The 25,580-nt window shown below is 76.9% G+C and carries 26 protein-coding genes and 1 pseudogene; 12 read left to right on the plus strand and 15 right to left on the minus strand.

Annotated features, from left to right (window positions below; translation table 11 throughout):
• Window positions 1-47: 47 nt before the first annotated feature.
• Window positions 48-440 carry an Rv2175c family DNA-binding protein gene (locus ACRYR8_RS09855; protein ID WP_432484303.1) on the minus strand — a complete coding sequence of 131 codons (393 nt, stop codon included), beginning with the start codon at window positions 438-440 and terminating at the stop codon, window positions 48-50.
• A gap of 223 nt (window positions 441-663) precedes the next feature.
• Between ACRYR8_RS09855 and ACRYR8_RS09860 the strand changes: the two genes are divergently transcribed.
• The gene (locus ACRYR8_RS09860; RefSeq protein ID WP_432484304.1) at window positions 664-1,851 is read left to right on the plus strand and encodes a lytic transglycosylase; all 1,188 of its coding nucleotides are present in this window, start codon (window positions 664-666) and stop codon (window positions 1,849-1,851) included.
• 90 nt (window positions 1,852-1,941) lie between these two features.
• Window positions 1,942-3,933, plus strand: a complete 1,992-nt coding sequence (pknB, locus tag ACRYR8_RS09865; protein ID WP_432484305.1) for a Stk1 family PASTA domain-containing Ser/Thr kinase — start codon at window positions 1,942-1,944, stop codon at window positions 3,931-3,933.
• Between the two features lie 78 nt (window positions 3,934-4,011).
• Here pknB and ACRYR8_RS09870 read toward each other — a convergent pair whose 3' ends face one another.
• Both ACRYR8_RS09870 and ACRYR8_RS09875 read right to left on the minus strand, forming a co-directional pair.
• Complete coding sequence (locus ACRYR8_RS09870) at window positions 4,012-5,421, minus strand: class II 3-deoxy-7-phosphoheptulonate synthase (protein ID WP_432484306.1); 1,410 nt, start codon at window positions 5,419-5,421, stop codon at window positions 4,012-4,014.
• Between the two features lie 47 nt (window positions 5,422-5,468).
• Window positions 5,469-6,203, minus strand: coding sequence for a lysophospholipid acyltransferase family protein (locus ACRYR8_RS09875; RefSeq protein ID WP_432484307.1), 735 nt, complete (start codon window positions 6,201-6,203; stop codon window positions 5,469-5,471).
• Between the two features lie 202 nt (window positions 6,204-6,405).
• Between ACRYR8_RS09875 and ACRYR8_RS09880 the strand changes: the two genes are divergently transcribed.
• Entirely contained in the window at window positions 6,406-6,990 is a 585-nt protein-coding gene (locus ACRYR8_RS09880; RefSeq protein WP_432484308.1) for a hypothetical protein, read from the plus strand.
• Window positions 6,991-7,025: 35 nt separating this feature from the next.
• Here the strand turns inward: ACRYR8_RS09880 and ACRYR8_RS09885 are convergent, their stop codons facing one another.
• The 4 genes from ACRYR8_RS09885 to ACRYR8_RS09900 form a co-directional block, all read right to left on the minus strand.
• Entirely contained in the window at window positions 7,026-7,808 is a 783-nt protein-coding gene (locus ACRYR8_RS09885; RefSeq protein ID WP_432484309.1) for an endonuclease/exonuclease/phosphatase family protein, read from the minus strand.
• 1 nt (window position 7,809) lies between these two features.
• Window positions 7,810-8,889, minus strand: a complete 1,080-nt coding sequence (locus ACRYR8_RS09890; protein WP_432484310.1) for an ROK family glucokinase — start codon at window positions 8,887-8,889, stop codon at window positions 7,810-7,812.
• 82 nt (window positions 8,890-8,971) lie between these two features.
• Window positions 8,972-9,985, minus strand: a complete 1,014-nt coding sequence (locus ACRYR8_RS09895; protein ID WP_432484312.1) for an ROK family glucokinase — start codon at window positions 9,983-9,985, stop codon at window positions 8,972-8,974.
• Between the two features lie 124 nt (window positions 9,986-10,109).
• A complete protein-coding gene (locus tag ACRYR8_RS09900; RefSeq protein ID WP_432484314.1) occupies window positions 10,110-10,598 on the minus strand; it encodes a hypothetical protein in 489 nt (162 codons plus the stop codon).
• Window positions 10,599-10,771: 173 nt separating this feature from the next.
• Between ACRYR8_RS09900 and ACRYR8_RS09905 the strand changes: the two genes are divergently transcribed.
• Entirely contained in the window at window positions 10,772-12,571 is a 1,800-nt protein-coding gene (locus ACRYR8_RS09905) for an AMP-dependent synthetase/ligase (protein WP_432484315.1), read from the plus strand.
• A gap of 19 nt (window positions 12,572-12,590) precedes the next feature.
• Window positions 12,591-13,964, plus strand: coding sequence for a hypothetical protein (locus ACRYR8_RS09910; protein ID WP_432484316.1), 1,374 nt, complete (start codon window positions 12,591-12,593; stop codon window positions 13,962-13,964).
• On the opposite strand, the gene ACRYR8_RS09915 is transcribed toward ACRYR8_RS09910, so the two are convergent.
• The 5 genes from ACRYR8_RS09915 to ACRYR8_RS09935 form a co-directional block, all read right to left on the minus strand.
• Window positions 13,870-15,075: a glycosyltransferase family 4 protein gene (locus ACRYR8_RS09915; protein ID WP_432484318.1), complete on the minus strand. Its 1,206-nt coding sequence runs from the start codon at window positions 15,073-15,075 to the stop codon at window positions 13,870-13,872. The genes ACRYR8_RS09910 and ACRYR8_RS09915 overlap by 95 nt on opposite strands.
• Window positions 15,072-16,436, minus strand: coding sequence for a hypothetical protein (locus tag ACRYR8_RS09920; protein WP_432484319.1), 1,365 nt, complete (start codon window positions 16,434-16,436; stop codon window positions 15,072-15,074). Before ACRYR8_RS09920 ends, ACRYR8_RS09915 begins: the two co-directional genes overlap by 4 nt.
• Before the next feature lie 31 nt (window positions 16,437-16,467).
• Window positions 16,468-16,677 carry a hypothetical protein gene (locus ACRYR8_RS09925; RefSeq protein WP_432484320.1) on the minus strand — a complete coding sequence of 70 codons (210 nt, stop codon included), beginning with the start codon at window positions 16,675-16,677 and terminating at the stop codon, window positions 16,468-16,470.
• Between the two features lie 243 nt (window positions 16,678-16,920).
• Window positions 16,921-17,367 carry a PIN domain-containing protein gene (locus tag ACRYR8_RS09930; RefSeq protein ID WP_432484379.1) on the minus strand — a complete coding sequence of 149 codons (447 nt, stop codon included), beginning with the start codon at window positions 17,365-17,367 and terminating at the stop codon, window positions 16,921-16,923.
• Window positions 17,333-17,593, minus strand: coding sequence for a type II toxin-antitoxin system VapB family antitoxin (locus tag ACRYR8_RS09935; protein WP_432484321.1), 261 nt, complete (start codon window positions 17,591-17,593; stop codon window positions 17,333-17,335). The genes ACRYR8_RS09930 and ACRYR8_RS09935 overlap by 35 nt, the downstream gene beginning before the upstream one ends.
• Before the next feature lie 324 nt (window positions 17,594-17,917).
• Between ACRYR8_RS09935 and ACRYR8_RS09940 the strand changes: the two genes are divergently transcribed.
• The gene (locus ACRYR8_RS09940) at window positions 17,918-18,343 is read left to right on the plus strand and encodes a DMP19 family protein (protein ID WP_432484322.1); all 426 of its coding nucleotides are present in this window, start codon (window positions 17,918-17,920) and stop codon (window positions 18,341-18,343) included.
• A 181-nt stretch (window positions 18,344-18,524) separates the two neighbouring features.
• On the opposite strand, the gene ACRYR8_RS09945 is transcribed toward ACRYR8_RS09940, so the two are convergent.
• Window positions 18,525-18,941: an NUDIX domain-containing protein gene (locus ACRYR8_RS09945; protein WP_432484323.1), complete on the minus strand. Its 417-nt coding sequence runs from the start codon at window positions 18,939-18,941 to the stop codon at window positions 18,525-18,527.
• A gap of 116 nt (window positions 18,942-19,057) precedes the next feature.
• On the opposite strand from ACRYR8_RS09945, the gene ACRYR8_RS09950 reads away from it, so the two are divergent.
• Window positions 19,058-19,276 (plus strand): ribbon-helix-helix domain-containing protein, encoded by a 219-nt coding sequence (locus ACRYR8_RS09950; protein WP_432484324.1) that lies wholly within the window; start codon window positions 19,058-19,060, stop codon window positions 19,274-19,276.
• A pseudogene (locus ACRYR8_RS09955) lies at window positions 19,273-19,622 on the plus strand (type II toxin-antitoxin system PemK/MazF family toxin). Before ACRYR8_RS09950 ends, ACRYR8_RS09955 begins: the two are co-directional and overlap by 4 nt.
• An 89-nt stretch (window positions 19,623-19,711) precedes the next feature.
• Here ACRYR8_RS09955 and ACRYR8_RS09960 read toward each other — a convergent pair.
• Complete coding sequence (locus ACRYR8_RS09960) at window positions 19,712-20,080, minus strand: YciI family protein (protein ID WP_432484325.1); 369 nt, start codon at window positions 20,078-20,080, stop codon at window positions 19,712-19,714.
• A gap of 408 nt (window positions 20,081-20,488) precedes the next feature.
• On the opposite strand from ACRYR8_RS09960, the gene ACRYR8_RS09965 reads away from it, so the two are divergent.
• Together ACRYR8_RS09965 and ACRYR8_RS09970 are read left to right on the plus strand one after the other, a co-directional pair.
• Window positions 20,489-22,249 (plus strand): DEDD exonuclease domain-containing protein, encoded by a 1,761-nt coding sequence (locus tag ACRYR8_RS09965; protein ID WP_432484326.1) that lies wholly within the window; start codon window positions 20,489-20,491, stop codon window positions 22,247-22,249.
• Between the two features lie 9 nt (window positions 22,250-22,258).
• Window positions 22,259-22,537: an Lrp/AsnC family transcriptional regulator gene (locus ACRYR8_RS09970; protein ID WP_432484327.1), complete on the plus strand. Its 279-nt coding sequence runs from the start codon at window positions 22,259-22,261 to the stop codon at window positions 22,535-22,537.
• Window positions 22,538-22,586: 49 nt separating this feature from the next.
• Here ACRYR8_RS09970 and trpD read toward each other — a convergent pair whose 3' ends face one another.
• Window positions 22,587-23,702 (minus strand): anthranilate phosphoribosyltransferase, encoded by a 1,116-nt coding sequence (gene trpD, locus ACRYR8_RS09975; protein WP_432484328.1) that lies wholly within the window; start codon window positions 23,700-23,702, stop codon window positions 22,587-22,589.
• 296 nt (window positions 23,703-23,998) lie between these two features.
• On the opposite strand from trpD, the gene ctaE reads away from it, so the two are divergent.
• Together ctaE and qcrC are read left to right on the plus strand one after the other, a co-directional pair.
• Window positions 23,999-24,658: an aa3-type cytochrome oxidase subunit III gene (gene ctaE, locus ACRYR8_RS09980; RefSeq protein WP_432484329.1), complete on the plus strand. Its 660-nt coding sequence runs from the start codon at window positions 23,999-24,001 to the stop codon at window positions 24,656-24,658.
• A gap of 58 nt (window positions 24,659-24,716) precedes the next feature.
• The gene (qcrC, locus tag ACRYR8_RS09985; RefSeq protein ID WP_432484331.1) at window positions 24,717-25,550 is read left to right on the plus strand and encodes a cytochrome bc1 complex diheme cytochrome c subunit; all 834 of its coding nucleotides are present in this window, start codon (window positions 24,717-24,719) and stop codon (window positions 25,548-25,550) included.
• Window positions 25,551-25,580: the final 30 nt, after the last annotated feature.

Raw genomic sequence — 25,580 nt, forward strand, 5'->3', positions numbered from 1 at the left:
GGCCCGCCACCGGCGGGCCGGGGCTCAGCGGGCCGGGCGGCCGGGGCTCAGAACGACAGGGCCTGCGCCCGGCGGCGCACCTCGGTCTTGCGGTTGGCCTTCAGCGCGTCGATCGGCGTGCCCGGCAGGGTCTCGTCGGGGGTGTAGAGCCAGCGGACGGTCTCCACGTCCGTGTAGCCGGAGTCCATCAGCACCGACAGCGTGCCGCGCAGGTGGTGCAGCGGTCCCTCGGCGGTGACGAAGGCCGCCGGGATGGAGACGATCGAGCGCTCCCCCCGCCGCACGGCGATCAGCTCGCGCTCCTGCAGCCAGCGCCGCACGGTGCGCAGGTCGACGCCGGCGACCTCCGCGGCGTCGGGCACGGTCAGCCACTCGGGAACGAGTGCGTCCAGTTCATCGCCCTGTTCGCGGGCGATCTCAGCTCTCAACGGTGCAGCCACCCCCCCAGCGTGCCACCTCCGCCCCCGGCGCTCCTCCCGCACCGCTCGCGGGGACCGCCGGACGGCGCACCGCGACACGCCCGCGCTCCTGACGCGCCCGCGACCCGCCGTGGTGCACCGTGGTGACGGGTGCGCCCACCGTGCTCGGGTAGGTTGCGAGCCCGGCCGCCGCACGGCGCTGCGCCGGAGCACGGCACCGCAACGACCTCGGGAGGACCCCCGCATGGCCGAGCACGGCGACGACACGAGCACCACCGAGGAACCCCGCCGCCGCAGCCGCTGGCTCGCCGCCGCGGCCCTCGTGGGCGCCGCCGGCCCGACCGCGGTGGTGCCCGCCGGCACGGCGGCCGCGGCCACGGGCGCGCAGGTCCCGGCCGCCGCGCACGCCGCCGCGGCGGCCGCCGGGGACGGCGAGCAGGTCGTGACCGTGCGCCGCGGGGACACCGTCAGCGGCATCGCCGCCCGCACCGGCAGCACCACGGCCGCGATCGTGGCGGCCAACGACCTGGGCCCCGCCGCGCGGATCGTGGAGGGCCAGCGGCTGCGCGTGCCCGCCGCGCGGCCCGCGGCCGCGCCCGCCCCGGCCGCGGAGTACACCGTGGTGGGCGGGGACACCCTGACCTCGATCGCCGCCGCCCACGGCACCACCGTCTCGGCCCTGCGCGAGGCCAACGGCCTGGACGCGCGCGGGTTCATCCGCGCCGGGCAGGTCCTCAAGCTCACCGCGGGAGCGCGCACGGGCGGGACCGCGGGCGGCGCCGGCGACGCGGCCGCGTCCGGCACCTACACGGTGCGCGCCGGCGACACCCTGTCGGGGATCGCCGCCACCACCGGCACCACGGTGGCGACCCTCGTGGAGCTCAACGGGCTGGACCGCACCGGCTTCATCGTCGAGGGGCAGGAGCTGCGGCTGGCCGCGGCACCGCGGGCCACCCCCGCCGCGCCGCCGGCCTCGGAGCAGGCCGGTTCCCTCGCCCAGGCCGTGGAGGCCAACCGCGCACGCCTGGCGCAGGCCGACCTGCCCGGCCGCGACGAGATGCGCGAGCTGATCCGCTCCACGGCCGTGCGCCTGGGCGTGGACCCCTCGCTGGCCCTGGCCATCGGCTACCAGGAGTCCGGGTTCAACATGGGCGTGGTCTCGCACGCCAACGCCATCGGCGCCATGCAGGTCATCCCCTCCTCCGGCGAGTGGGCCTCGGACCTGCTGGGCGAGGAGATCGACCTGTTCGACCCGCGCGACAACGCCAAGGCCGGGGTGGTGATCCTGCGCACGCTCGTGGCGAGCAACCCGCCGGACATCGCCATCGCGTCCTACTACCAGGGGCAGGCGTCGGTGCGCTCGCGCGGCATGTACGACGACACCCGCCGCTACGTGGCCAACGTGCAGACCCTGCAGGCCCGCTTCCGCTGACCCCTGACCGCCGCGCCCCGGCGCGGCGGTCAGGGGAACGCGCGCGGCGGTCCCCGGGCCCGCCACCGCGTCTGCCTAGACTCGACGACCGTGGACGCCACCCTCTCCGACCCGCTCGTCGGGCGCGTGCTGGACGGGCGGTACCGGGTGCTCGGCCGCATCGGCCGCGGCGGCATGGGCGTCGTCTACCGCGCCGAGGACCTCCGCCTGGACCGCGAGGTGGCGCTGAAGGTCCTGCGCGCCGACCTCGCGCACGACCCGGTGGCGCGCCAGCGCTTCGTGCGCGAGGCCAAGTCGGCCGCCCGCCTGGCCCACCCCGGCGTCGTCTCCGTCCTGGACCAGGGCGTGGACGACGGCGCCGAGCGCGGCGACGGCCAGGAGACCGCGTACCTGGTCATGGAGCTGGTCAACGGCCGCACCCTGCGCGACGTCGTGCACGAGGAGGGGTCGCTGACGGTCGGCGAAGCGCTCGACGTGACCGCCTCGGTGCTCGACGCGCTGGCGGAGGCGCACCGCAAGGGGCTGCTGCACCGCGACGTCAAGACCGCCAACGTGCTCGTCGGCGACGACGGCCGCGTGAAGGTGAGCGACTTCGGCCTGGCCCGCTCTGCCGGCCCCACCCACGCCAGCACCGCAGCCACCGGTGCGGACCTGCTGGGCACCGCGGAGTACCTGGCTCCCGAGCAGGTCTCGCGCGGCATCGCCGACGCCCGCAGCGACGTCTACGGCGTGGGCGTGCTGCTGTTCGAGGTGCTCACCGGCGCCCCGCCGTTCACCGGTGACACGCCGATCCGGGTCGCCTACCAGCACGTCTACGACGACCCGCCGGCCCCGTCCTCGGCGGTGCCCGGCCTGCCCGCCGCCGTGGACCGGCTCGCGCTGGAGGCGCTGGCCAAGGACCCCGACGAGCGCCCGCACAACGCCGGCGAGATGCTCGTGCGGGTGCGCGAGGTGCGCGCCGGACTGACGCCGCAGGAACTGGCCGTGCGCGGCCCGCGCGCAGCGTCCCCCGGTTCCGGCAGCCCCACCGTGCGCCTGGACCTGGCCCCGGTCGCCGGCGCGCCCCTGGCCGGCGCGAGCGCCGGGGAGGCGGCGGGCGAGGCGCCCGGTGACGAGGACCGGCGGGCCGGCGACGCGAGCGCCGGGGAGGTGGCGGCCGCCGCCGTCCGGCCCGCGCGCGCCGGACGGCGGCGCGGCAGGCGCGGGGTGCTGGCGATGGTCCTCACCCTGGTGGTGCTGGCCGTCGCCGCGGGGGTGTCCTGGTGGTTCATGGCCGGACCCGGCGCCTTCACGACCACTCCCGACGTCGCCGGCCGCGCGCCCGAGGCGGCCGCTCAGCAGCTGCGCACCGCCGGCTTCCAGGTGGAGCGGCGCCAGGAGTTCAGCGACACCGTGCCCGCCGGGACGGTGATCGGCACCGATCCGGCGGCCGGCGAACGGGTGCACGAGGACGGCACCGTCACCCTGGTGGTCAGCCGCGGCGTGCAGCACTTCGACGTGCCGGAGGTCGCCGGGCAGGAGTCCGCCGCCGCGCAGGAGGCGCTGCGGGAGGCCGGCCTCGCCGTGGGCGAGGTGACCGAGGAGTTCAGCGAGGACGTCGCGCAGGGGCAGGTGGTCCGCACCGACCCCGCTGCGGGCACCTCCGTGCCGCACGACTCCCCCGTCGCCCTCGTGGTCTCCCGGGGCCGCCAGCCCCTGGCCGTGCCCGACGTGGTGGGCCTGTCGCTGGAGGACGCGCAGGAGCGGATCGCCGGGGCGGGCCTGGTGGCTGGCGAAGCGACGCGGCGCACCAGCGAGACCGTGCCCGCGGGGCGGGTGATCTCCCAGGACCCCGCCGACGGCACCCTCTTCCGCGGCGACACCGTCGAGCTCGTCGTGTCCACCGGCCCGCCGCTGGTGGAGGTCCCCGGCGGCCTGCAGGGCAAGCAGCTCGGCGAGGTCCGCGCGACCCTGGAGGAGCTGGGGTTCGTGGTGCGCGTGGAGGAGGTCCTCGGCGGCATCTTCGGAACGGTGCGCTCGGTCGAGCCCGGTTCGGGCCAGTCGGTCCCCAAGGGCTCCACGATCACGGTGACGGTGGTCTGAGGGACCCGCACGACGGCCCCGCCGCGGGGAACCGCGGCGGGGCCGTCGTGCGCGGGGCCGTCGTGCGGGGCAGCGGCCTCAGCGCTGCGCGAGCATCTCCGCGGCGAGGAAGGCCAGCTCCAGCGACTGCTGGTGGTTCAGCCGCGGGTCGCACAGCGACTCGTAGCGGGTGGCCAGGGCCGCGTCGTCGATGTCCATCGCCCCGCCGAGGCACTCGGTGACGTCGTCACCGGTGAGCTCGACGTGCAGCCCGCCGGGCACGGTGCCCAGCGCGCGGTGCACCTCGAAGAAGCCGCGGACCTCGTCCACGACGTCGTCGAAACGGCGGGTCTTGTAACCGCTGGCGGAGGTGATCGTGTTGCCGTGCATGGGGTCGCACACCCACGTCACCTGGGCACCGGCCTTCGTGACGCCCTCCACCAGCGCGGGCAGCGCCTCGCGGATCGTGCCGGCGCCCATGCGGGTGATGAACGTCAGCCGGCCCGGCTCGCGGTAGGGGTCGACCTTGTCGACGAGGGCGAGCGCGTCGTCCACGGACGTCTTCGGCCCCAGCTTGATGCCGATCGGGTTGCGGATCCGGGACGCGAAGTCGACGTGCGCGCCGTCGAGCTGGCGGGTGCGTTCCCCGATCCACACCATGTGCGCGGACACGTCGTAGGGGCCGCCGCGGCGCACGTCGTCCGCCGCGGACTCCCCGGCCAGCGGGGGCTCCTCGTCCAGGGTGCGGGTCAGCGGGCGCTCGTAGTCCAGCAGCAGCGCCTCGTGGCTGGAGAAGAACTGCACCGTCTTCAACGCGTCGAAGTCCGCACCGCAGGCGATCATGAACTTCATCGCCTTGTCGATGTCTCGCGCCAGCGCCTCGTAGCGGGCGTTCGCGGCGGTCGCGGCGAACCCGCGGTTCCACTCGTGGACCTTGCGCAGGTCGGCGTAGCCGCCGGTGGTGAAGGCGCGGATGAGGTTCAGCGTCGCCGAGGACGTGTGGTAAGCCCGCAGCAGCCGCTGCGGGTCCGGGGTGCGGGACGCGGGCGTGAACGCGTAGTCGTTGACGGCGTCGCCGCGGTAGGCGGGCAGCGTCACGCCGTCGCGGGTCTCGTCGTTGCTGGAGCGCGGCTTGGAGAACTGCCCCGCCATCCGGCCGACCTTGACCACCGGCAGGCTCGCGCCGTAGGTGAGGACCGCGGACATCTGGAGCATGGTCTTCAGCCGGCGGCGGATGCCCGCCGCCGTCGCGCCGGCGAACGTCTCGGCGCAGTCGCCGCCCTGCAGCAGGAACGCCTCGCCGCGGGCGGCGGCCGCCAGTTGCGCGCGCAGCTGGTCCGCCTCCCCGGCGAACACGAGCGGAGGATACGACGCGAGCTCCGCCTGGACCTCGGCCAGCGCGGCGGCGTCGGGCCACTGCGGCTGCTGGGCGGCGGGCAGGTCGGGCCACGCGGTCGAGGAGGGGCTCGAGGCGGCGGCCGCGGACGCGGTGCTCGTTCCGGTGCTCACGCGGGCCAGTCTCCCACTCCCGCCGCGGTGCGCGGGACCCCTCGCCCTCAGCGGTGCGGGGGCCGGGGTGCCGAGCGCCCGCCCGGGCCGCGACCCGGCGTCGGCGGCGGCGCGTCGGCGGCGTGGCGGGGGGCGTACTCGTCGACGTACTCCTGCCGCGACAGGCGCTGGACGGCGGCCATGATCTCGTCGGTCACCGAGCGCACCACGAACTGGTCGTCGGCGCGGCCCGCGTAGCGCGACAGGTCCAGCGGCTCGCCGATCACGACGCCCACCCGCCGCACCCGCGGCACCAGGCGCCCGCGCGGCATGAGCTCACCGGTGCCCACCATGGCCACCGGCAGCACGGGCGCCCCCGAGCGCAGCGCGATGCGCGCCACCCCCGTGCGCCCCCGGTACAGCCGGCCGTCCGGGGACCGGGTGCCCTCCGGGTAGATGCCCAGCACCTCGCCCCGGCCCAGGACCTCCACCGCCGCGTCGATCGCCGCGGCCGAGGCCCGCCCCCCGCTGCGGTCCACCGGCAGCTGGCCGACGCCGCGCAGCAGCCCCGCGCTCAGCCGGCCGCGCACGCCGGCACCGGTGAACATCTCCGCCTTGGCGATGAACGTCACCCGCCGGCGCAGCACGGTGGGCAGCAGCACGGTGTCGGCCACCGACAGGTGGTTGCTCGCCAGGATCGCCGGGCCGGAGGCGGGCACGTTCTCCGCCCCGCGCACCCACGGCCGCAGCACCGGCGTGAGCACCGGCTCCGCCAGAAGCCGCTTGATCAGCCAGTAGAGCACCGGGCCCCTCCCCGCCGTCGGTGGCGGCCGGCACCCGCCGCTGCCGCGACCCTAGGGCACCCGCGGCGCCGGGGCCGCGCGGACGGCCACGGCGGACGGCCACGGCGGACGGCCACGGCGGACGGCCACGGCGGAGCGCCGTGCTGGCCACCGGGCACCCCGCACGCCTCGACCGGGCGCGGTGGCCGTGCCACGATGAGCTGTGCCTGCCACCCCGGACGACGGAGCCGGCCGCCTCGACGTCGACGCGGCCTTCGCCGAGATCGTCGCGCGCTGGGACGACGAGGGTCCCGCAACGGGGAGCGCCCCCGCCGCCCCCACGGGCGACGCCGTCCCGGACGGCGCGGCGGAGGACGCCCCGCACGGGGGCGCCGAGCGGCCCGGCGGCCCGGCCGGTGCGGCACCCGGGGCCGCCCCGCCCGCCGCACCGGGTCCGGAGGGCCGCACGGTCCGCCCGGCGCGCTCGTTGCCGCCCGCACCGCGCGAGGACCCGCCGGCCGCACCCCGCCGCGGCGCCGAGCCGGCGGAGCTGCAGGACCTGGACGCCGGGGAGCGCTTCGTGCCCGCCGAGCCCGCACCGCTGCCGCGCGACCTGCTCGCCTGGACCGCGTGGGCGGCCGTGGTCGGCGCGCCCCTGTCCCTCCTGGTCGTGGCCCTGGCCTGGCGGGACGTGCCCGCCCTCGTCAGCGTCGTGATCGCCGCCGTGTTCGTCGCGGGGTTCGCCACGCTGGTCGTGCGGCTGCCCCGCTCGCGCGACGAGGACGACGACGACGGCGCGGTCGTCTGAGCCCACCCCGCCCCCCGTCGGGGCCCCGCCCCGCCTCAGCCCAGCGGCACCAGGAGGTCCGCCACCACCGCGAGGTGGTCGGTGGCGGCCGCGGCCCGCTCCACCGCGGGGGTGCGCACCGCGCCGGCCCCCAAGCGGGCGTCGGCCAGCACCACGTCGATGCGCCGGCGCGGCGCGCGCGCCGGGAACGTCGCGAAGTCCCCACCCGCTCCCGCCGCCTCGGCCACGTCCGGGAGCCGGGCGCGCAGCACCGCCCCGGCCCGCCCCCGCGGCCCCTCGTTGAGGTCACCGGCCACGACCAGGGGCGCGCCGGCCCACGGCGCGCAAGCCGCGCCGGGCAGGGCCGGCGGCACCAGCCGCAGCGCGTGCTCCACCCGCTCACCGGGGTCCAGGCCCAGGTGCACGCTGCGCACCAGCACCGGCACCGACCAGACCGGCGCACCGGGCACGGCCGCCCCGGCGAGCACTCGCACGACCGCCTCGGCCGTGCCGCGCCGGCGCACCGGGCGCCGCCCGCGCAGGCGGGGGGTGGGCAGCGCCCGCACCCCCGCGGCCCGCACGTCCACCCGACCGGCCGCGAGCACGGCGGTGCCGGCGCCGGCGCGCCCGGCCGCCACCACCCACAGGCCCGTGTCGGCGGCCAGGTCGCCCAGCCGGTGCGCGGCCAGCGGGTGCGTGGGGACCTCCTGCAGGCACGCGACGTCCGCGTCGGCCGCGCGCAGCACCTCCCGCAGCGCGCGGCCGTCGTCCAGCAGCTCGCGCACGTTGCAGGTGACGACCCGCAGCCGGGCCCCCGCACCCCCGGCCGGGGCGCTCACGTCAGCCCCAGCCGCGCGAGAGGTCCGCGGCGCCGACCAGGCCGGCCGCCGGGCCGAGCCGGGCGCGCACCACGCGCAGCTCCGGCCGGAACCCGCGGCCGGTCAAGGTGCGCCGGTACGCCTCCCGGCACGGGCCCAGCAGCAGCTCGTCGGCGTCGGAGACGCCCCCGCCGATGACGACCGTGCCCGGGTCCAGGGCCGCGGCGAGGTTCGCGACGCCGACGCCGAGCCAGCGGCCGACGTCCTCGAACAGCTCCACCGCCGCCGGGTCGCCCGCGCGCGCCGCCTGCGTCACCAGCGGGCCGGTGATCGCCTCGGGGTCGCCGCCGGCCAGCTCCAGCAGGACGTGCGCGACCGGGGAGGCGGAGCGGGCCAGCTCGCGGGCCTCGCGCACCAGCGCGTTGCCGGAGGCGTACTGCTCCCAGCAGCCGCGGTTGCCGCACTCGCAGCGGTGCCCGCCGGGGACGACCACCATGTGCCCGAACTCGCCGGCCAGGCCGTAGCGCCCGCGCACCACGCGGCCCTGCGTGACGATCCCGCCGCCGATGCCCGTGCCCATCGTCACGCACAGCAGACGGCTCTCCCCGCGCCCGGCGCCGAAGCGGTACTCCGCCCAGGCGGCGGCGTTGGCGTCGTTCTCCACCACGGTGCGCCGGCCCACGCGCCGGCCCAGTCGGGCGCGCACCCGGCGCTCCACGGCCTCGCGCAGCGGCTCGTTGCGCCACGCCAGGTGCGGGGCGAACAGGACGTTGGCGCGCTCGGCGTCGACGAAACCGGCTGCGCCGATGCCGACGGAGACGATGTCGTGCGCACCGGCGAGCTCCTCCACGACCTCGGCGATGGTGTCCTCCACCGCCCGGGGGCTGCGCGTGGGCGTCTCGCGGCGCACCTGGGCCACGACGCGCCCCTCGCCGTCGACGACGCCGGCCAGGACCTTGGTGCCGCCGATGTCGACGCCGACCGCGGGGCCGTCGCCGATGAGGGCTCGGCGCGTCTGCTGCCGCAGGCGCTGCTGCAGCGCCGCCCGGCGGGGGTCCGGCGGGCGGCGGCGCCGGGGCTGGCTCGTGCGGGGTGCGGCCATCTCGCGTCCTGTCGTCGCGTCCTGACGGTGATCGGGCTGCGCGGCCGGTGCCCGGTCGGTGCCCGGCCGGCCGGGTGGGTGGTCAGTCGATCCGAGCGAGGTCCGCGGCACCGATGATCCCGGCGTCGTTGCCGCGCCGCGCGGTGCGCAGCGGCGGGGGGCGGCGGTGGGTGCGGCCGGAGAGGTTCGCGGCGAGGCTGGCGCGCGCCGGGGACAGCAGCAGCTCCCCCGCGCTGGAGACGCCGCCGCCGACGACGACGACCTCGGGGTCCAGGACCGCCACGAAGCTCGCGACGGCCTCGCCCAGCCACCGGCCGACCTCCGCCAGCAGCCGTGCGGAGGCGACGTCGCCCTCCCGGGCCAGCCGCGTCACGGTGGGCCCGTCCACTGCCTCGGGGTCGCCGCCGACGGCCCGCAGCAGGTGCTCGGCGGCGGGGTCGCCCGAGCGCAGCAGGTCGCGGGCCTCGCGCACCAGGGCGTTGCCGGAGACGTACTGCTCCCAGCACCCGTTGCTGCCGCAGCCGCAGGCCCGGCCGCCGGGCACCGCCCGCACGTGCCCGAGCTCGGCCGCGGCGCCGTTGGCGCCGCGCTGCAGGACGCCGCCGGAGACGATGCCGCCGCCCAGGCCGGTGCCGACCGTGAGCATCAGCAGGTCGTCCACCGGCCGGCCGTGCTCGTCCAGGCCGCCGCCGAAGCGGTACTCCGCCCACGCCGCGGCGTTGGCGTCGTTCTCCACCACGACCCGCCGGCCCAGCTGCGGCTCCAGCCGCTCGCGCAGCGGCTCGTCGCGCCAGGCCAGGTTGGGGGCGAAGACCACCGAGGAGCGCGAGGCGTCGACGAAACCGGCGGCGGCGACGCCCACGGGCCCGAACTCGTGCGTGGTGGCCAGCTCGGCGATCGCGTCGGCGACCGCCTCGGCGATGGCGCCGGGGTGGAGGGCGGGGGTCTCGCGGCGCGTCTTGGCGACGATCTCCCCGCGGTGGTCGACCACGCCCGCCGCGATCTTCGTGCCGCCGATGTCCACGCCGATGGCGTTGGCCGGGACCCCCGAGGGTGTCGCGGCGACGCTGCCCGAGGTCGTGCGCTGATCCGCCATGCCCGTTCCGGAACCCCCTGCGACGCGTGCCCCGGCCGGGGCGGTCGCGCGATCGGCGACCGCCAGGAGGTTAGAGCATCGCCGCCGCGCAGCCCCGACCGCAGGGGGCGGCGGGTGCACCGCCTCAGCCGGCGAGGGCCCCCAGGACGGTCATCGCGAGCAGCAGCAGGAGGGTCAGCGCCAGGCCCCCGCCGGCCGCGACGGCGACCTTGGCGCGCGGGGTGGACAGCCCGCGCACCGGCGCGGTCCCCGAGCCCGCCAGCTCCCGCAGCATCCGCTCGACCCCGTGCTCGTCGAGGGCGGCGGGCCGGGGGTCGGGCGCGGGGTCGGGCGCGGGGTCGGGCGCGGGGTCGGGCGCGGGGACGGGCGCGGGGACGGGCGCGGGGACGAGCGAGGCGTGGCACAGCGAGCACCACTGCTGCCCCGCCCGCACGCGCGCGGCGCAGGACGGGCACCGCTCCGGCACCGCGGCGGCCGCCGGGGCGGCGGGGGCGGGCCGCAGGCGGCTCACCGGTGGGCCCACCTCGACCGCGCCGAAGGCAGCGCTCGTGCGCGTGCCGGCGCGAGCGGCACCGCGCGCCCGGCCAGGCGCCCCGTCCAGGACCTCGTCCACCGCTCCCCCTCGTCCGGGCCCGCCGCCGGGCCCCCGTCCGCCCCGTCCCATCGGCCGTCGCGGACGCCACCTGAAGGCCCGCGGGTAGGGTCTGGGCACCGCCGCACCCGGCAGGCGGCCCGGGCGCGGCCGACGACGGCGTGGCGGCCGGAGCACATCGAGGAGGACACCCCGTGCGGAGCCGCTGCGAGCCCCCGCTCGTCCCGCCCGCGACGAGCGGCAACCTCACCGACTGCGTCGTGGACGCGGCCCGCGAGGTGCCCGGTCGCGTCAGCGCCAGCCGCAAGCAGGCCGACGGCACCTGGCGGGACGTCACGGCCGCTGAGTTCCTGGCGGACGTGACCGCCGTGGCCAAGGGGCTGCTGGCCGCGGGCGTGCAGCCGGGCGACCGCGTCGGGCTCATGGCGCGCACCAGCTACGAGTGGACGCTCGTCGACGTGGCGACCTGGTTCGCCGGGGCGGTGACGGTGCCCGTCTACGAGACGTCGTCGGCCGAGCAGGTGCGCTGGATCCTCGCCGACTCCGGGGCGGTGGCGTGCTTCGCGGAGACCGCCGACAACGCCGCGCGGGTGGCGGCGGTGCGCGAGGGCCTGCCGCAGCTGCGCGACGTGTGGACGCTGGCCTCCGGCGCCCTCGAGGAGCTGCGCACCGCGGGCCGGGACACCGGCGACGACGAACTGGAGCAGCGGCGCACCGGCACTGGGCCCGGCGACCCCGCCACGATCATCTACACCTCCGGCACGACGGGGCGCCCCAAGGGCTGCGTGCTGACGCACGGCAACTTCCTGGACCTGGCGCGCAACGCCCGCGCGGCCATCCCGGAGGTGCTGCAGCGGCCGGACGCCGCCACGCTGCTGTTCCTCCCGCTGGCGCACGTCTTCGCCCGGTTCATCGAGGTCCTGTGCCTGGTGTGCCGGATCAGGGTCGGTCACACGCCCGACGCCAAGGACCTGCTGCCGGACCTCGCCGGCTTCCGGCCGACGTTCATCCTGGCCGTGCCCCGGGTGTTCCAGAAGGTCTACAACGGGGCCGAGCAGCGCGCCGCGGCCGGCGGGAAGCTGCGCGCGGCGGTCTTCGAGCAGGCCGTGCGCACCGCCGTCGCCCACTCGCGCGCGCTGGAGGGCGGCGGGCCGTCCCTGCCCCTGCGGGCGCGGCACGCCCTGTTCGACCGGCTGGTCTACGCCAAGCTGCGCGGCCTGCTGGGCGGACGGGTCGAGCACGCCGTCTCCGGCGGCGCGCCGATGGGCGAGCACCTGGCGCACTTCTTCCGCGGGGCCGGGCTGGTCGTGCTGGAGGGCTACGGCCTGACCGAGACCACCGCGCCGCTGTGCGTGAACCGGCCCTCCAGCATCCGCGTGGGCACGGTGGGCCTGCCGTTGCCTGGCACCGACGTCGCCGTCGCCGAGGACGGCGAGGTCCTGTGCCGCGGCGTGGGCGTCTTCCGCGAGTACCGCGGGCGCGAGGAGGAGACCGACGGGGCCTTCGAGGACGGCTGGTTCCGCACCGGCGACCTGGGTGAGGTCCTCGAGTCCGGCCACGTGCGCATCACCGGCCGCAAGAAGGAGATCATCGTCACGGCCAACGGCAAGAACGTCGTGCCGGCCACCCTGGAGGACCGGCTGCGGGCGCACCCCCTGGTCTCCCAGGCGGTCGTCGTCGGCGACGGGCGGCACTACGTGGGCTGCCTGGTGACCCTGGACGAGGAGGCGCTGCCGTCCTGGGGGGCCAACCACGGCCGCCCCGGGCTGGACGCGACGCGCGCACGCACCGACGAGGTGGTCCTGGCGGCCCTGCAGCAGGCCGTGGACCGCGCCAACGAGGCGGTCAGCCGCGCCGAGTCGATCCGCCGCTTCCGGGTGCTGGCCGGCGACTTCACGATCGAGAACGGCTACCTGACGCCCTCGCAGAAGGTGAAGCGCTCCGAGGTGCTGCGCGACTTCGCCGGCGAGGTCGACGCCCTGTACGGCGCGTGAGGCCGCTGGGGGTGACGGCGTGACGCGCCGTGAGCTGGTGACGCTGCTGGTGTGGTGGGCGCTGACGGCCCTGGCCACCCACAGCGTGGTCCGCTACCGCTGGTGGATCGTGGCCGGCTACCTGCTGGTGACCGCGGCCCTGGTCGCGCTGGCCGTCACGGCCCGCGACGACCGCGGGGCGGCACCGGCCGCCTCCACGGGGCGCCGCGCGGTGACCGGGGTGCTGGGGCTGGTGGCCCTGACGCACCTGCTGCTGGCGCCCTTCAGCTACCTGCCCCCCGGCGGGCTGTGGACGGTGCGGGCCGTGCTGGCCGGTTCGGCACTGCTGACGGGGGCGCTGCTGCTGGGCGCGCGCACCCGCGCGGCGGCCCTGCCGGTGGCGCTGGCCGGCGCGGCCGGCGCCTGGGCGCTGGTGGTGACCGGTGACCCGGCCCCGCGCATCGACGTGTGGGTGATCCTGCAGCAGGCGGCCGACGGCCTGCTGCGCGGGGAGTCGATGTACACCGCGGAGTGGGTCGGCTCCCCCGGCATCACCGACGCCTTCGCCTACCTGCCGTGGACGGCCGTGCTGACCGCGCCGGGCCGCTGGCTGGCCGGGGACGTGCGCTGGGCGCTCGCGGTGCTCGTGGCGTTCGCGGCCCTGTGCACGGCCGCGCTGGGGCGCTGGCGGGCGCCGGCCGTGGCCGCCGCTGCGCTGCTGGTGCTGGCGCCGGGCGGCAGCACGCTGGTGGAGCAGGCCTGGACCGAGCCCACCGTCCTGGTGGGGCTGGCCGCGTGGGCGCTGCTCGTGGCGCGCGGGGGAACGGGTGCGTGGTGGGCGGTGGTGCCCCTGGCGGTGGCGCTGGCCGCCAAGCAGCACGTGGTGGTGCTGCTGCCGCTGCTGGCGACCTGGCCGCGCTTCGGGGTGCGCCGCACCGCCGGTGCGGTGGGCGGCGCCGCGCTGCTGGTGGCGCCGTGGTTGCTGGGCGCCCCGCGCGACTTCCTGCACGACACGGTGCGCACGATGCTGGAACTGCCGCCGCTGCGCTTCGCCGACACCCTCTACACGGCGGTGCTGAACGAGACGGGTGTGCGCCTGCCCCTGCCGGTCGTCGGCGTGCTCGTGGTGGCCGTCCTCGCCGCGGCCGTGGTGGCCCTGCACCGCCGCCCGGTGGGGCTGGCGGGGCTGCTGACCTGGTGCGCGACGGTGCTGATGGTCGTCAACCTCGTCAACAAGCAGGCGTTCTACAACCAGTTCTGGCTGGTCGGCGCGCTGCTGCTGCTGTCGGTGGCGGCGGCCACCGGGGTGCGGCCGGACGTCAGCGCGCCCCCGATGGCGTCTCCGGCACGTCGTCACCGGCCAGCAGGGCGGCCAGCCGGTCCGCCTGCGCCGTCCAGCCCCAGCGCCGGCTGACCCACTCGCGCCCGGCGCGGCCGAACGCCGCCGCCCGCGCGCCGTCGACGAGCAGCCCGGCCACGCGGTCGGCGACGGCCGCCACGTCGCGCCCGTCGACGACGTGGCCGTTGACGCCGTCCAGGACGGCGTCGGGTGCGCCGCCGGAGTCGCCGGCCACCACCGGCAGGCCGCAGGCGGCGGCCTCGAGGTAGCAGATGCCCAGCGCCTCCGGTTCCAGCCCGCCCAGCCGGGTGCGCGTGGGCATGCAGAACACGTCCCCTGCGTCGTAGTGCGCGGGCGTCTCGGTCCACGGCACGGCCCCGGTGAGCACGACGTGCTCGCGCAGTCCCAGGCGGTCCACGAGGCGCTCCACGGCCCGGCGGTGCGGGCCGTCGCCGACGATGAGCAGCGCGGCGCCGGGCACGCGGCGACGCACCTCGGGCATCGCCCGCACGAGCACGTCCTGGCCCTTGCGGGCCACCAGCCGCGACACGCACACCACGACCGGCCGGTCGCCCAGGCCGTGCCGGGCGCGCACCTCCTCGCCGCCGCAGCCGGGCCGGAAGACGTCCGCGTCCACGCCGGGGGTGAGCTGCCGCATCCGCCCCCGGGCGGCGGGGCTCAGCGGGCGCTCGATGCGCGAGCGGCACCAGGGCCCCAGGTAGGTGAGGGTGTCCGTGACCTCGCCGATGCGGTGCAGGGCGGCGCGCGAGCCGGGCAGGGTGGACCACCACACCTCGTGGCCGTGGGTGGTGGCGACGCTGCGCCGGGCACCCGCGCCGCGCAGCTGCGCCGCCGCGAGGCCCAGCGGGGCGGCCGCCCCGAACCAGACCCGGTCGGCGCCGTGCTCCCGGGCGGTGCGCACCACGCGGCGCGTCACGGCGGGGGTGGGGACCATCAACGGCGAGGGGTCGCGCACGACGGTGACCCCGGCGGCGGCCAGCTCGGCGTCGACGGCGGCGTCGCCGCGCTGGCGGGCGGTGTGCACGACGACCCGGGACGCCTCGGCGGCACCGGGCCCGCCGCGGCGGGTGGTGGCCGCGGGCAGCAGCCGCACCACGGCGTGGACGAACGACTCGATGCCGCCGGTGCGCGGGGGGAAGTCGTTGGTCACGACCAGGGTGCTCACGAGCCCCACCCCACCAGGCCGGCGGCGACGTCCGCGCGCCAGGTCCGCTGCACGTCGGCCCAGCCGGCGCCGAGCACGGCCCGGCAGGCGGCGTCGAGGCGCTGTCCGCGCGGAGCGGCGGGGGCGCCGCCGAGCTCGGGGGCGGTGCTCAGGCTGCGCAGCAGCACGGTGACGGCGGGCGTGCCGGCGACGCGGGCGGCCGAGGTGACGAGCGTCCAGGCCGCCGCGTAGGCGACCTGCAGCTGCCGGCCGGTGCCGTCGAAGTCGGCGTCCTCGGGCGGGGCGGGGCTCGCGCCCCCGGCGACGGCCTCCAGCAGCGGCGCGGCGAGCAGCGCGGCGGGCACGTCGAGGTCCCGGCGCGCCACGTGGTCGGCGTAGCCCTCGGTCAGCCAGCGCGGCACGGGCCGGGTGCCGTCCGGGCCGGGCCGGGCGGTGGCGGTGGCGCGGGTGGCTGCGTGCACCAGCTCGTGCGTGAGGGTGGCGGTGCGCCCGGCGGGGGTGAGGCGGGCGCAGCGGTCGGCGGCCAGCACCACGCGCACGCCGGCGGGTGCCCCGTCGGCCAGGGCGGAGTCCTCCCCCACCGCGACGGCGTCCAGCGCGGCGGCGCGGCCGGGCCCCAGCCCGGCCAGGCGGGCCAGCTCGGACGTCGTGGGCACGACGACGACGGCGGTGCCGCCGGGCCGGCCGGCACCCCAGGCCGCGTCCACGCGCGCCGCCGCCCCCGGCAGGTCCGCGGCGACCCGGCGGGCAACCTCCTCGGCCTGCTCGGCCTCGCCCACCCCGCCGGCCTCCCCGGTGCCGGTGGCACCGGCGAACCCCGCCGGGCGCACGAGGAGCACGGTCCCGCCGGCGACCCGGTGGGCCCGCACCTCGCCCAGGTCCCAGGGCTGCGGGGTGCAGGCCGGGTCCGGCAGGGCCAGCGCCCAGCCGCCGTCGCGGGGCACCAGCGCGGCGCCGAACCGCCCGGCGACCTCCCGGCCCTCCCCGGCCACCCGCACGCGCAGCCGGCCGCGCGCCCGGCCACCCGCCACCTCCTGCAGGTCCACGGCCCAGGAGACGAGGCCGGCGCGGACCGCGGCGGTGTCCGCGCGGCGCAGCTCACCGGCTCCCGAAGGGGAACCGGGGGCGCACACGGCACCGGCCGCCGAGACGTCCCCGACGGCCAGGGCGCGCCCGCGCTCGGCGAGCAGACGGGAGACGTCGGCGGTGCCGGGCCCGGCGGCCCCGCGGCTCGGGGCGACGGGGGCCGGTGGGGACGGCGGCGGGGAGCTCCGGCCGCAGCCGCCCAGCAGGGCACCGCCGGTGACGGCCAGGACCGCGCGCCGGCGCACGTCCCGCGGCGCGTCCCACCGACCGGTCACCGGCGCATCGTCGCACCCGCCCGCCGACCCCCTAGCCGGCGCGGCGTCCCGCGGCGCCCGGCTCCCCGGTGGAGGGCTGCAGCCGCAGCGGCGGCACGAGCCCCGAACGGGCCAGGACCTGCACGGCGTCGCGCTCCTCGGCGTCCAGCCGGCGCACGCCCGGCTCGCCCAGCAGCACCGAGACGACGCACTCGGGGCACGCCGCCGGGCGGACCGTGCAGCTGTCGCAGTCGATGAGCACCGGAACCTCCACCCGCTCGCGGGCCGCTCGGGCCCGGCCGGTCCGGTGACCGGCGCTATGCACGCTAAGTGCACGCTCCGACACGAGAGGTCGCACCGCTCGAACGCCCGTTCCCGTGAGCTCAGTAGCGCCGCAGGGCTGTGAGCTGGGGGTCTGCGTCATGGACGGTGTCGTCGACGCATCACCCGGATCACGTCACGACCGCGAGGTCGGTCCGGTCGACCGGACGTCGCCTCGCCGGGGTCACGCAGCGGGCGCGTCCCGGGGAACCACTCGCTCTTGCTGCAACGAGCTGGCGCGAGCGATCAGCTCGAAGTCCTCGTCCAGGTGCAGGAGCGTCAGCTCGTGCTCGATGGCCGTGGCGGCCAGCAGGAGGTCCACCGGTCCAGGGGCCCGGTGCCAGCCTCGGTGGGTGAGGCGCTCCTGCAGGTCCTGCGCGCGGGCGCTGATCCCCCGCTGAGCTCGATGACGGTCATCGCTTCGGTGATGTCGGCGATGACGTCGCGGTGGTCCTGCGGGGATCGGGCGGAGAACCCGATCTCCAGCACGCTCGGGCGGGCGATGGCGAGCAGGTCCGCGCGCAGGAGCTCGTGCAGCCGGGCGGCCACGACCGGTTGGTGCCAGCGGGCGTGGGCGGACTCGTCGAGCAGGAAGCTCACGCAGCGCCTTGTCGCTGGTCGTCGGGAGCAGGCGCCTCGACGTCGTCGTCGCTGGACTTGGGGTGCTCCTGGAGCAGGGGGGCGAAGTACCCGCTCTCGGCTCGGGTGATGAGGCGTTCGGCGGCGGCGCGGCGGCGTTCCTGGTGCAGGGTCGCGCGCAGGGCGGCTTCGACGGTCTCGCGCTTGGTGGTCGTCCCGGTGAGGGCGGCCACCTGGGCGAGCAGGTCGTCGTCGATGTCGATGTGGGTCTTGCTCACGTGCGACCTCCTGATCGTGTGCACGTCGAGGGTGACCGGTGTGCACGAGGGTGGCCGCGACACGGCAGTCGTCCCACGGGTCCTCGTGGCGGTCGGGGGTCGTGGGTGGATGGACCGGCTGCGGCGCACTCGGCGGAACGTCCTGACCGCGGGATGACCGTGGAGGTGCAGCGAGGGTCCGCGTCTCGGCGATCTCTGCGCACGACGGTGCCCAGGGTCGCGACTCGGTCGCAGATGCCGCCCGCCCAGCCCTCCTCCACCGGAGCGTCCGAGGTGAGCACTAGCGTTTGAACCCGACCTGCTCGCGACCGGAGGCCGCAGACGATGACCCCGCTGATCGAGGCGTTGAACGTCCGCGCCATCGACGCCTACGAGCGCGAGGACACCACGGTCCTCCCCGGGCTGCGTTCCCTGGGAGCGGTCCTGGCCCTGCACGGCATCGCCGAGAACGGCGGACTGGTCGGCGGAGGCATCGAGAACACCTTCTTCAGCGGGAGGATGCAGTCGGTCGATGACGCCATCGCGGGGTACTGCTGGCTCGGTCTGGCCGACGTCGCTGCGCTCGTCGCCCGCGCCCGTGACGAGCACCTGCGGTTCCGGCCCACCGGCCGGGAGGAGCTCTCCGACGAGGACGCCGTGTTGTGGGACCAGCTCGACTCGGCGTTCTTCGAGGTCGCCACCCTCGACCGGCTGGAGGCGGCGGTGGCCGCCCGCCTGGACGAGATCGCCCCGGAGGTCATGCCGTCCTGACCGCCGCAGGAGACCGCGTCGCACCACACGTGGAGCGTCGAGGCGGTGTTCGTGATGTCGCACTCATCGACACAGGTGTGAAGTCGTCAACCATGATCGCGCCCGGGGCGCGGAATGACCGTGCGTTCGATCCCGCAGGGCGCCGTGTGCGGACGTGCCCGTCACCCCTCCTCGGGGTGGGTCAGTGGCCCGGGCGGCTGAGCATGTCCTGCAGCACCTGCCGATGCTCGGGGTGCGCCCAGGCCGGCCCGTCCAGTCCGCCGGCGCCGAACCACGTGATGCGCTCGTGCTCACCGGCGAGCCGGTTGCTGGGCTGGCCCTTCCACGTCCTGACCCGCCAAGCGCTCAGGTGCGACTGCGTGCTGGGCGGGCCGTCGGTGAGGTGCAGGCGGGAGGCGGGCTCGTCACCGCAGTCGAGGGCGTCGATGGCGAGCTCCTCGCGCAGCTCTCGGTGAAGGGCTTCGACCTCCGGCTCGCCCGGCTCGACGTGGCCGCCGGGCAGAGCCCACGTGCCGGGGTGGGCGCGACGCTTCGCGCTGCGCAGGGTGAGGAGCGCCCGACCTTCCGCGATGAGGATTCCGGCGACCACGGTGTGCACCGGTGAAGCCAAGCAGACGACCCCGACCTCGCCCGTCGGCGGCGAGCGTGACCGCGCACCCGACACGCCGCGAGCGGGCGGTGGCACGTGGATTGCTACCGGAGTGGCATTGCCGCGTGAAGCTCAGCATCAGCCTCTCCGAGGCCGACGTCGCCGCCCTCGACGAGCACGTGCGCGAGGCGGGCCTGCCCTCCCGCTCGGCGGCGGTGCAGCGGGCCATCCGGGCCCTGACCCAGCAGCAGCTGGAGCAGGACCACGTCGCGGCGTGGAAGGACTGGGACGACTCCGCAGACCGTGAGCTGTGGGAAGGCGCCGCAGCCGACGGACTGCGCTGATGCGCCGCGGAGAGGTCCGCCTCGTGGAGTTCGACCCGGGTCGCGGCAGCGAGGCGAACAAGCGCCGGCCGGCGGTCGTGGTCAGCAACGACCAGGCCAACGCGGTCGCTGAACGCCTCGGCGGGGCGTGGTCACCGTGGTCCCGGTGACCAGCAACACGGCCAGGGTGTTTCCCTTCCAGGTGCTGCTCGATGCCCGGGACACCGGGTTGCACGTCGACTCCAAGGCCCAGGCCGATCAGGTGCGCGCCGTCTCGGTGGATCGCCTGGGACCGGCGCTGCGGCGGTTGCCGTCGAAGGCGTTGGGCGCTCTCGACGACGCCTTGCGACTGCACCTGGCCCTCTGACACCGACGGCGAGAGCGGCCCTCATCGCACCGTGTGCGTGTGGTCGGATCACCGCCGACGGTGCCTGCCGACGCGAGTCGGCTCGACCGCTACGCGATCGGCTGCGCACCTGCGCGATCCACGACCCCACCGCTGTGCACCGGGCGCACCTCGACGCCGCCGCCCTCGCGGAGCACGGGGTTGGTGCCGGCGATGGCCAGTGCCGCATCCAGGTCGGGCGCCTCGATGACGTAGAAGCCGGCGACGACCTCCCGGGAGTCGATGAACGGCCCCCTGGTGACCGAGCCCGCCCGCAGTGATGTCGCCATGTCCCGCGGCGTCAGTGCGTAGGCCGTGAGCCTCGAGTCTGCGGACGCCAGCTCGTCGGCGTGCTGGTCGCACGATTCGGTGTCGGCTGCGGTGGCGTCCGGCGCGTGGGCGGAGTCGTCGGCGTAGATCAGGACGGCGTACTGAGCCACGGCGGCTCTCCTCTCACGGGCTGACCCACTCCTGCCAGTCCTACCGCCGATGTCCGACAACGCCTCGACGCACCCCGCCGTGCGGGAGGCGGGGTCCGCCCGTGCTGCCTGCGCAGCTCTCACGATCAACGCTCGCTCTCCGACACGCCCGCGACGTCGGCAGAGCAGTCCAGCACCGGTCGGGCTGGCCCTCGCGCTGCGGCGCCACCGAGCCACGAGGTGCTCCCGCCCAGGCGTCGCCTGCGTCGACACCAGCCGGACAACGGCGCGAGTGCTCCGTCGCGGAGCGGCCCGGGGAGTCCGTCGACCACGTCGGGGACGGCCTCGCCCCGTGCTCGGGGGAACGTCTGTTCGACACGCCCGGCGCGCCACCGCACCGGTGTCGGCCACGGGTGGCACCGTCTGCGCGTGCCCACCCGACCCGGACCGCAGCAGGCGAGCTTCGAGGACCTGGGCCGCCCGCTGGCCGGGGTGACGTTCGTGGTGGTCGACCTCGAGACCACCGGCGGCTCCCCCGCCGAGGGCGGGATCACCGAGGTCGGCGCCGTCAAGGTGCGCGGCGGGGAGGTCCTCGGGGAGTTCCAGACGCTGGTGCGCCCGGACTCGCCCATCCCGCCCGCGGTGCAGGTCCTGACGGGCATCACCCCGTCGATGGTGGTGGCGGCGCCGTCGGCGGCGCAGGTGCTGCCCAGCTTCCTGGAGTTCGCCCGCGGCGCCGTCCTCGTGGCGCACAACGCGCGCTACGACACCTCCTTCCTGGAGGCGGCCTGCCGCCGCGCCGGCCTGGACTGGCCTCGGCCCGAGGTCGTCGACACCCTCGCCCTGGCCCGGGCGCTGGTGGGCCGCGACGAGGCGCGCGACCACAAGCTGGGCACCCTGGCGCGGCTGCTGGGAGCCTCCTCCTCCCCGGACCACCGGGCCCTCAACGACGCCCGGGCCACCGTGGACGTGCTGCACGCGCTGCTGGGCCGGCTCGGCAACCGGGGCGTGCAGACGCTGGAGGACCTGCGCGACCTCACCGCCACGGCCCCGTCGGCGCGGCGGCGGGGCAAGCGGCACCTGGCGGTGGGGCTGCCCTCGGCACCGGGGGTCTACCTCTTCCGCGACGCGCGCGGGCGCGTGCTCTACGTCGGCACCTCGGTGGACGTGCGGCGGCGGGTGGCGTCCTACTTCACGGCCTCGGAGACCCGGGCGCGCATGACGGAGATGGTGGGCGCGGCGGCCGAGGTCGTCCCGGTGGTGTGCACGACCCCGCTGGAGGCGCGGGTGCGCGAGCTGCGGCTCATCGCCGAGCACTCCCCGCCGTACAACCGGCGCTCGAAGGCCCCGGAACGGGCGACGTGGGTGAAGCTGACGGCCGAGCCGTGGCCGAGGCTGTCGCTGGTCCGGCAGGTGCGCGCGGACGCGACCGCGGGAGCGGAGTACCTGGGCCCGTTCCGCTCGGCGCGCACGGCGGAGCTGGCCGTGGCGGCGCTGCACGAGGCCCACCCGCTGCGGCGCTGCACGCGCCGCATCCCGCGGTCCCCGCGGGCCGACGGACCGGGCGCGTGCGCGCTGGCGGAGCTGGGCCGCTGCGGTGCGCCGTGCCTGGGCACCGAGCGCGGCGGGCAGGACGCCGACTCGTACGCGCAGGTGGTCGCGCAGGTGCGGGCCTCGCTGCGCGAGGACGCCGGCGCCGCTCTGGAGGTCGGCCGGCGGCGCATGCTCGCGCTGGCCGGACGGGAACGCTTCGAGGAGGCGGCGCAGGCGCGCGACAGGCTGGACGCCTTCCTGCGCGCGGCCGAGCGCGCCCAGCGGCGCGACCCGCTGGTGCGGGCGCCGGAGGTCGTGGCGGCCCGCCGGCGCACCCCCGAACCCGGCTGGCCGGACGGCGGCTGGGAGCTGGTCCTGGTGCGGTACGGACGTCTGGCCGGCACGACCTTGACGCCGCGCGGGGCCGACCCGGTGCCCCACGTGGCGGCGCTGCGGGCGACCGGGGAGGCGGTGCGGCCGCCGGTGCCGGGCGGGCCGGCGGCTCTGGTGGAGGAGACCGACGCGCTGCTGACCTGGATGGAGCAGCCGGGGGTGCGGCTGGTGTCGATCGACCCGGCCGCACCCCCGTGGGTGCAGCCGGTGCGGGGGGCCGCCTGGGCGCGGCACCGGCTGGGCACCGCGGGCACCGCGCCCTAGGCTGCGCGGGTGATCACCGCCATCGTCAACGTGCGCACCGACGGCCGGCGCATCCCCGAGATCGCCGGGGCGCTGGCCGAGCTCGAGGGGGTCTCGGAGGTGTACTCCGTGACCGGCGAGGTGGACCTGGTCGTCATGGTGCGGGTCCGCCGCCACGAGGAGCTCGCCGACGTCATCGCCGGGGGCATCAGCCGCGTGGAGGGCATCACCTCCACCACGACCAACATCGCCTTCCGGGCGTACTCCCGCCACGACCTGGAGAGCGCGTTCGACCTCGGCTTCGACTGACCTACGCCCGGACGGCCCCGCCCCGGGCCGCCCGGGGCACCGCGTGCCGTCAGGAGCGGGTCGCGGCCACCCAGCGCTGCAGCACCCGGGCGGCCCGCCCCGAGTCCAGCGCCTCCTCGGCGCGGCGGACCCCCTCGGCCAGGTGCGCCACCAGCCCCCGCGTGACGTCGTCCGGGGCGGGCGCGGGGGCGCGCACCCCGGCGGCCACCATGGCGGCGGCGGCGTTGAGCACGACGGCGTCGCGCACCGGCCCGCGGGCCCCGGCGAGCAGGTCGCGGGCCACGCCCGCGTTGTGGCGGGCGTCGGCACCGCGCAGGTCGGCGAGGGTGGCCGGGGCCATGCCGAGGTCCGCCACGGCGTCGACGACCGCCTCGCCGACCCCGCCGGCCGCGACCGACCAGACCCGGGCCGGGGCGGTGGTGGTGAGCTCGTCGAGCCCGTTCTCGCTGCGGAACACGAGCGCCGAGGTGCCCCGCGAGGCCAGCACCCCCGCGACGAGGGGGGCCATCCGCGCGTCGGCGACGCCGATCGCGGTGGCGTCGGTGCGCGCGGGGTTGGTGAGCGGCCCCAGGACGTTGAAGGCCGTCGGCACCCCCAGACCGGTGCGCGCACCGGCCGCGTGCCGGAACGCGGGGTGGAAGACCTTGGCGAAGCAGAACGTGATGCCGACCTCGACGGCGACCCGCCCGACGCGCGCGGGCGGCAGGTCGAGGTCCACCCCGAGCGCCTCGAGCACGTCGGCGGACCCCGAGGACGACGACGCGGCGCGGTTGCCGTGCTTGACGACGCGGTGCCCGGCCCCCGCCAGGACCAGCGCGGCCATGGTGGAGATGTTCACGGTGTGCGCCTGGTCACCACCGGTGCCCACGAGGTCGACGGTGGGGCCGGGCACGTGCAGCGGCACGGCGTGGGCGAGCATCGCGTCGGCCAGGCCCGCCAGCTCGGCGCTGGTCTCCCCCTTGGCGCGCAGGGCCACGAGGAAGCCGGCGAGCGGCACGTCGCCCGCCTCCCCGCGCATCACCCGGTCCATGGCCCAGGCGGTGTCGTCGGCGCGCAGGTCCCGGCCGGCGAGGAGCTCGCCCAGCAGGCGGGGCCAGGTCGGCGCGTCCGCCCGCCCGGTGGCGGAGGGTGCGCCGGCGGGCGCGCTGGTCTGCGGGAGCGTCATGGGGGTCCCCGGTGGGTGCGACGGGTCGAGGGCTGCGCCCGAACCCTACTGACCGCACAGGGACCGCGGACGGCGCGCCGCGCCACCACGCGCCACCACGCGCCACCACGCGCCGGCGCGGGACCGGCACGGGCCGCCACGGGCCGCCACGGGCCGCCACGGGCCCCCGCACGACCCCTCCCCGGCCCGCGCACACGCCCGCCGCGAAGCCCGCGCGGCGCCACCCGGACGGGTCACGGGGAGATCTACGACACGATGTCGGTGGGCCGGTCGGCACGAGGCGGGGGTGGTGGGGCATGATGGCTGCCGTGGCGAGTGCACAGGCTGTCCAGAGCAGTACCCCGAGTCCCGCACACGGCTCGGTGAACCGGCCGAACATGGTCTCGGTGGGCGTGATCGTGTGGCTCGCGAGCGAGCTCATGTTCTTCGCCGGCCTGTTCGCCATGTACTTCACGATCAGGTCGGTGGCGCCGTCCCTCTGGGAGACGGGCCCCGAGATGCTGAACGTGCCCTTCTCGAGCATCAACACGACGATCCTGGTGATCTCGTCGTTCTGGTGCCAGTTCGGCGTCTTCGCCGCCGAGCGCTTCCAGCCGCGACGGCGCGGCCGCCTGTGGCAGGTCGGCAGCTGGGGCATGCAGGAGTGGTTCACCCTCACCTACCTCTTCGGCGCGATCTTCGTCGCGGGCCAGGTGTACGAGTACGCCGAGCTGGCCGTCGAGGGGCTGACGATCGCCACGGACTCCTACGGGTCGGTCTTCATCCTGACCACCGGCTTCCACGGCATCCACGTCCTGGGCGGCCTGGTGGCCTTCCTCATGGTCATCGGCCGGTCCTTCGCGGCCAAGCGCTTCGGCCACCAGGAGGCCACCAGCGCGATCGTCGTCTCCTACTACTGGCACTTCGTGGACGTGGTGTGGATCGGCCTGTTCACGGTCATCTACATCCTCCAGTGACCCGGCAGCCGATCCCCTCCCGCACGCGACAGCACTGACGGAAGCGAGCACCACGACCGTGACCAGGACCCTCACCGCACTCAGCGCCCGACGGCGCCACCCGCTGGCCGTCGTCGTGCTGATCGCGTTGGCGCTCCTCCTCGTCGGCGGCCTGTACGCCGCAGTGGCCCCCCGCCCCGCGGAGGCGTCCACGGCGACCGGGACCGCCGACGACATCCAGGCCGGGAAGGAGCTGTTCCTCGCCAACTGCGCGTCGTGCCACGGGCTGGACGCGCAGGGCGGCGAGGTCATCGAGGGCAGCGGCGCCGGCCCCTCCCTCATCGGCGTGGGCGCCGCGTCCGTCGACTTCCAGGTCGGCACCGGTCGCATGCCGCTGGCGCAGTCCTCGGCGCAGGCGCCGGAGGTCCCGAAGATCCGCTTCTCCCAGGAGCAGATCGACCAGATGGCCGCCTACATCGCGTCGCTGGCGCCCGGTCCCGCGATCCCGGGCGAGGACGTCCTGGACGTCTCGGACGTCACCGCCGAGGAGGTCGCCCGAGGGGCGTCCATCTTCCGCACCAACTGCGCGATGTGCCACAACTTCGCCGGCAAGGGCGGGGCCCTCACCGGCGGCAAGTACGCGCCGGACCTGACCGGCGTGGAGGGCAAGTACATCTACGAGGCGATGGTGACCGGGCCGCAGTCGATGCCGGTCTTCAACAACAACACCATCAGCGTCGAGGACAAGACCGCGATCATCGCCTGGCTGACCCAGGAGGAGGAGTTCCGCCCCGAGCCGGGCGGCCAGCCCCTGGGGTCGCTGGGCCCGGTCAGCGAGGGCCTTTTCGCCTGGATCGCCGGCATCGGGCTGCTCCTGGGCTGCTCGGTCTGGCTGGGGATGAAGTCCTCGTGAGCGGCGCGGTGAGCGACATGGACCGCGGGG

The organism is Kineococcus esterisolvens (assembly GCF_050871405.1).
Lineage (GTDB): Bacteria > Actinomycetota > Actinomycetes > Actinomycetales > Kineococcaceae > Kineococcus.

Bases quoted from the DNA above. Each gene is read 5' to 3' on its own strand.
- ACRYR8_RS09860 (WP_432484304.1), top strand. From the start codon at position 664: ATGGCCGAGCACGGCGACGACACGAGCACCACCGAGGAACCCCGCCGC.
- ACRYR8_RS09890 (WP_432484310.1), bottom strand. From the start codon at position 8,889: ATGGCCGCACCCCGCACGAGCCAGCCCCGGCGCCGCCGCCCGCCGGAC.
- ACRYR8_RS09895 (WP_432484312.1), bottom strand. From the start codon at position 9,985: ATGGCGGATCAGCGCACGACCTCGGGCAGCGTCGCCGCGACACCCTCG.
- ACRYR8_RS09940 (WP_432484322.1), top strand. From the start codon at position 17,918: ATGACCCCGCTGATCGAGGCGTTGAACGTCCGCGCCATCGACGCCTAC.
- trpD (WP_432484328.1), bottom strand. From the start codon at position 23,702: ATGACGCTCCCGCAGACCAGCGCGCCCGCCGGCGCACCCTCCGCCACC.
- ctaE (WP_432484329.1), top strand. From the start codon at position 23,999: ATGATGGCTGCCGTGGCGAGTGCACAGGCTGTCCAGAGCAGTACCCCG.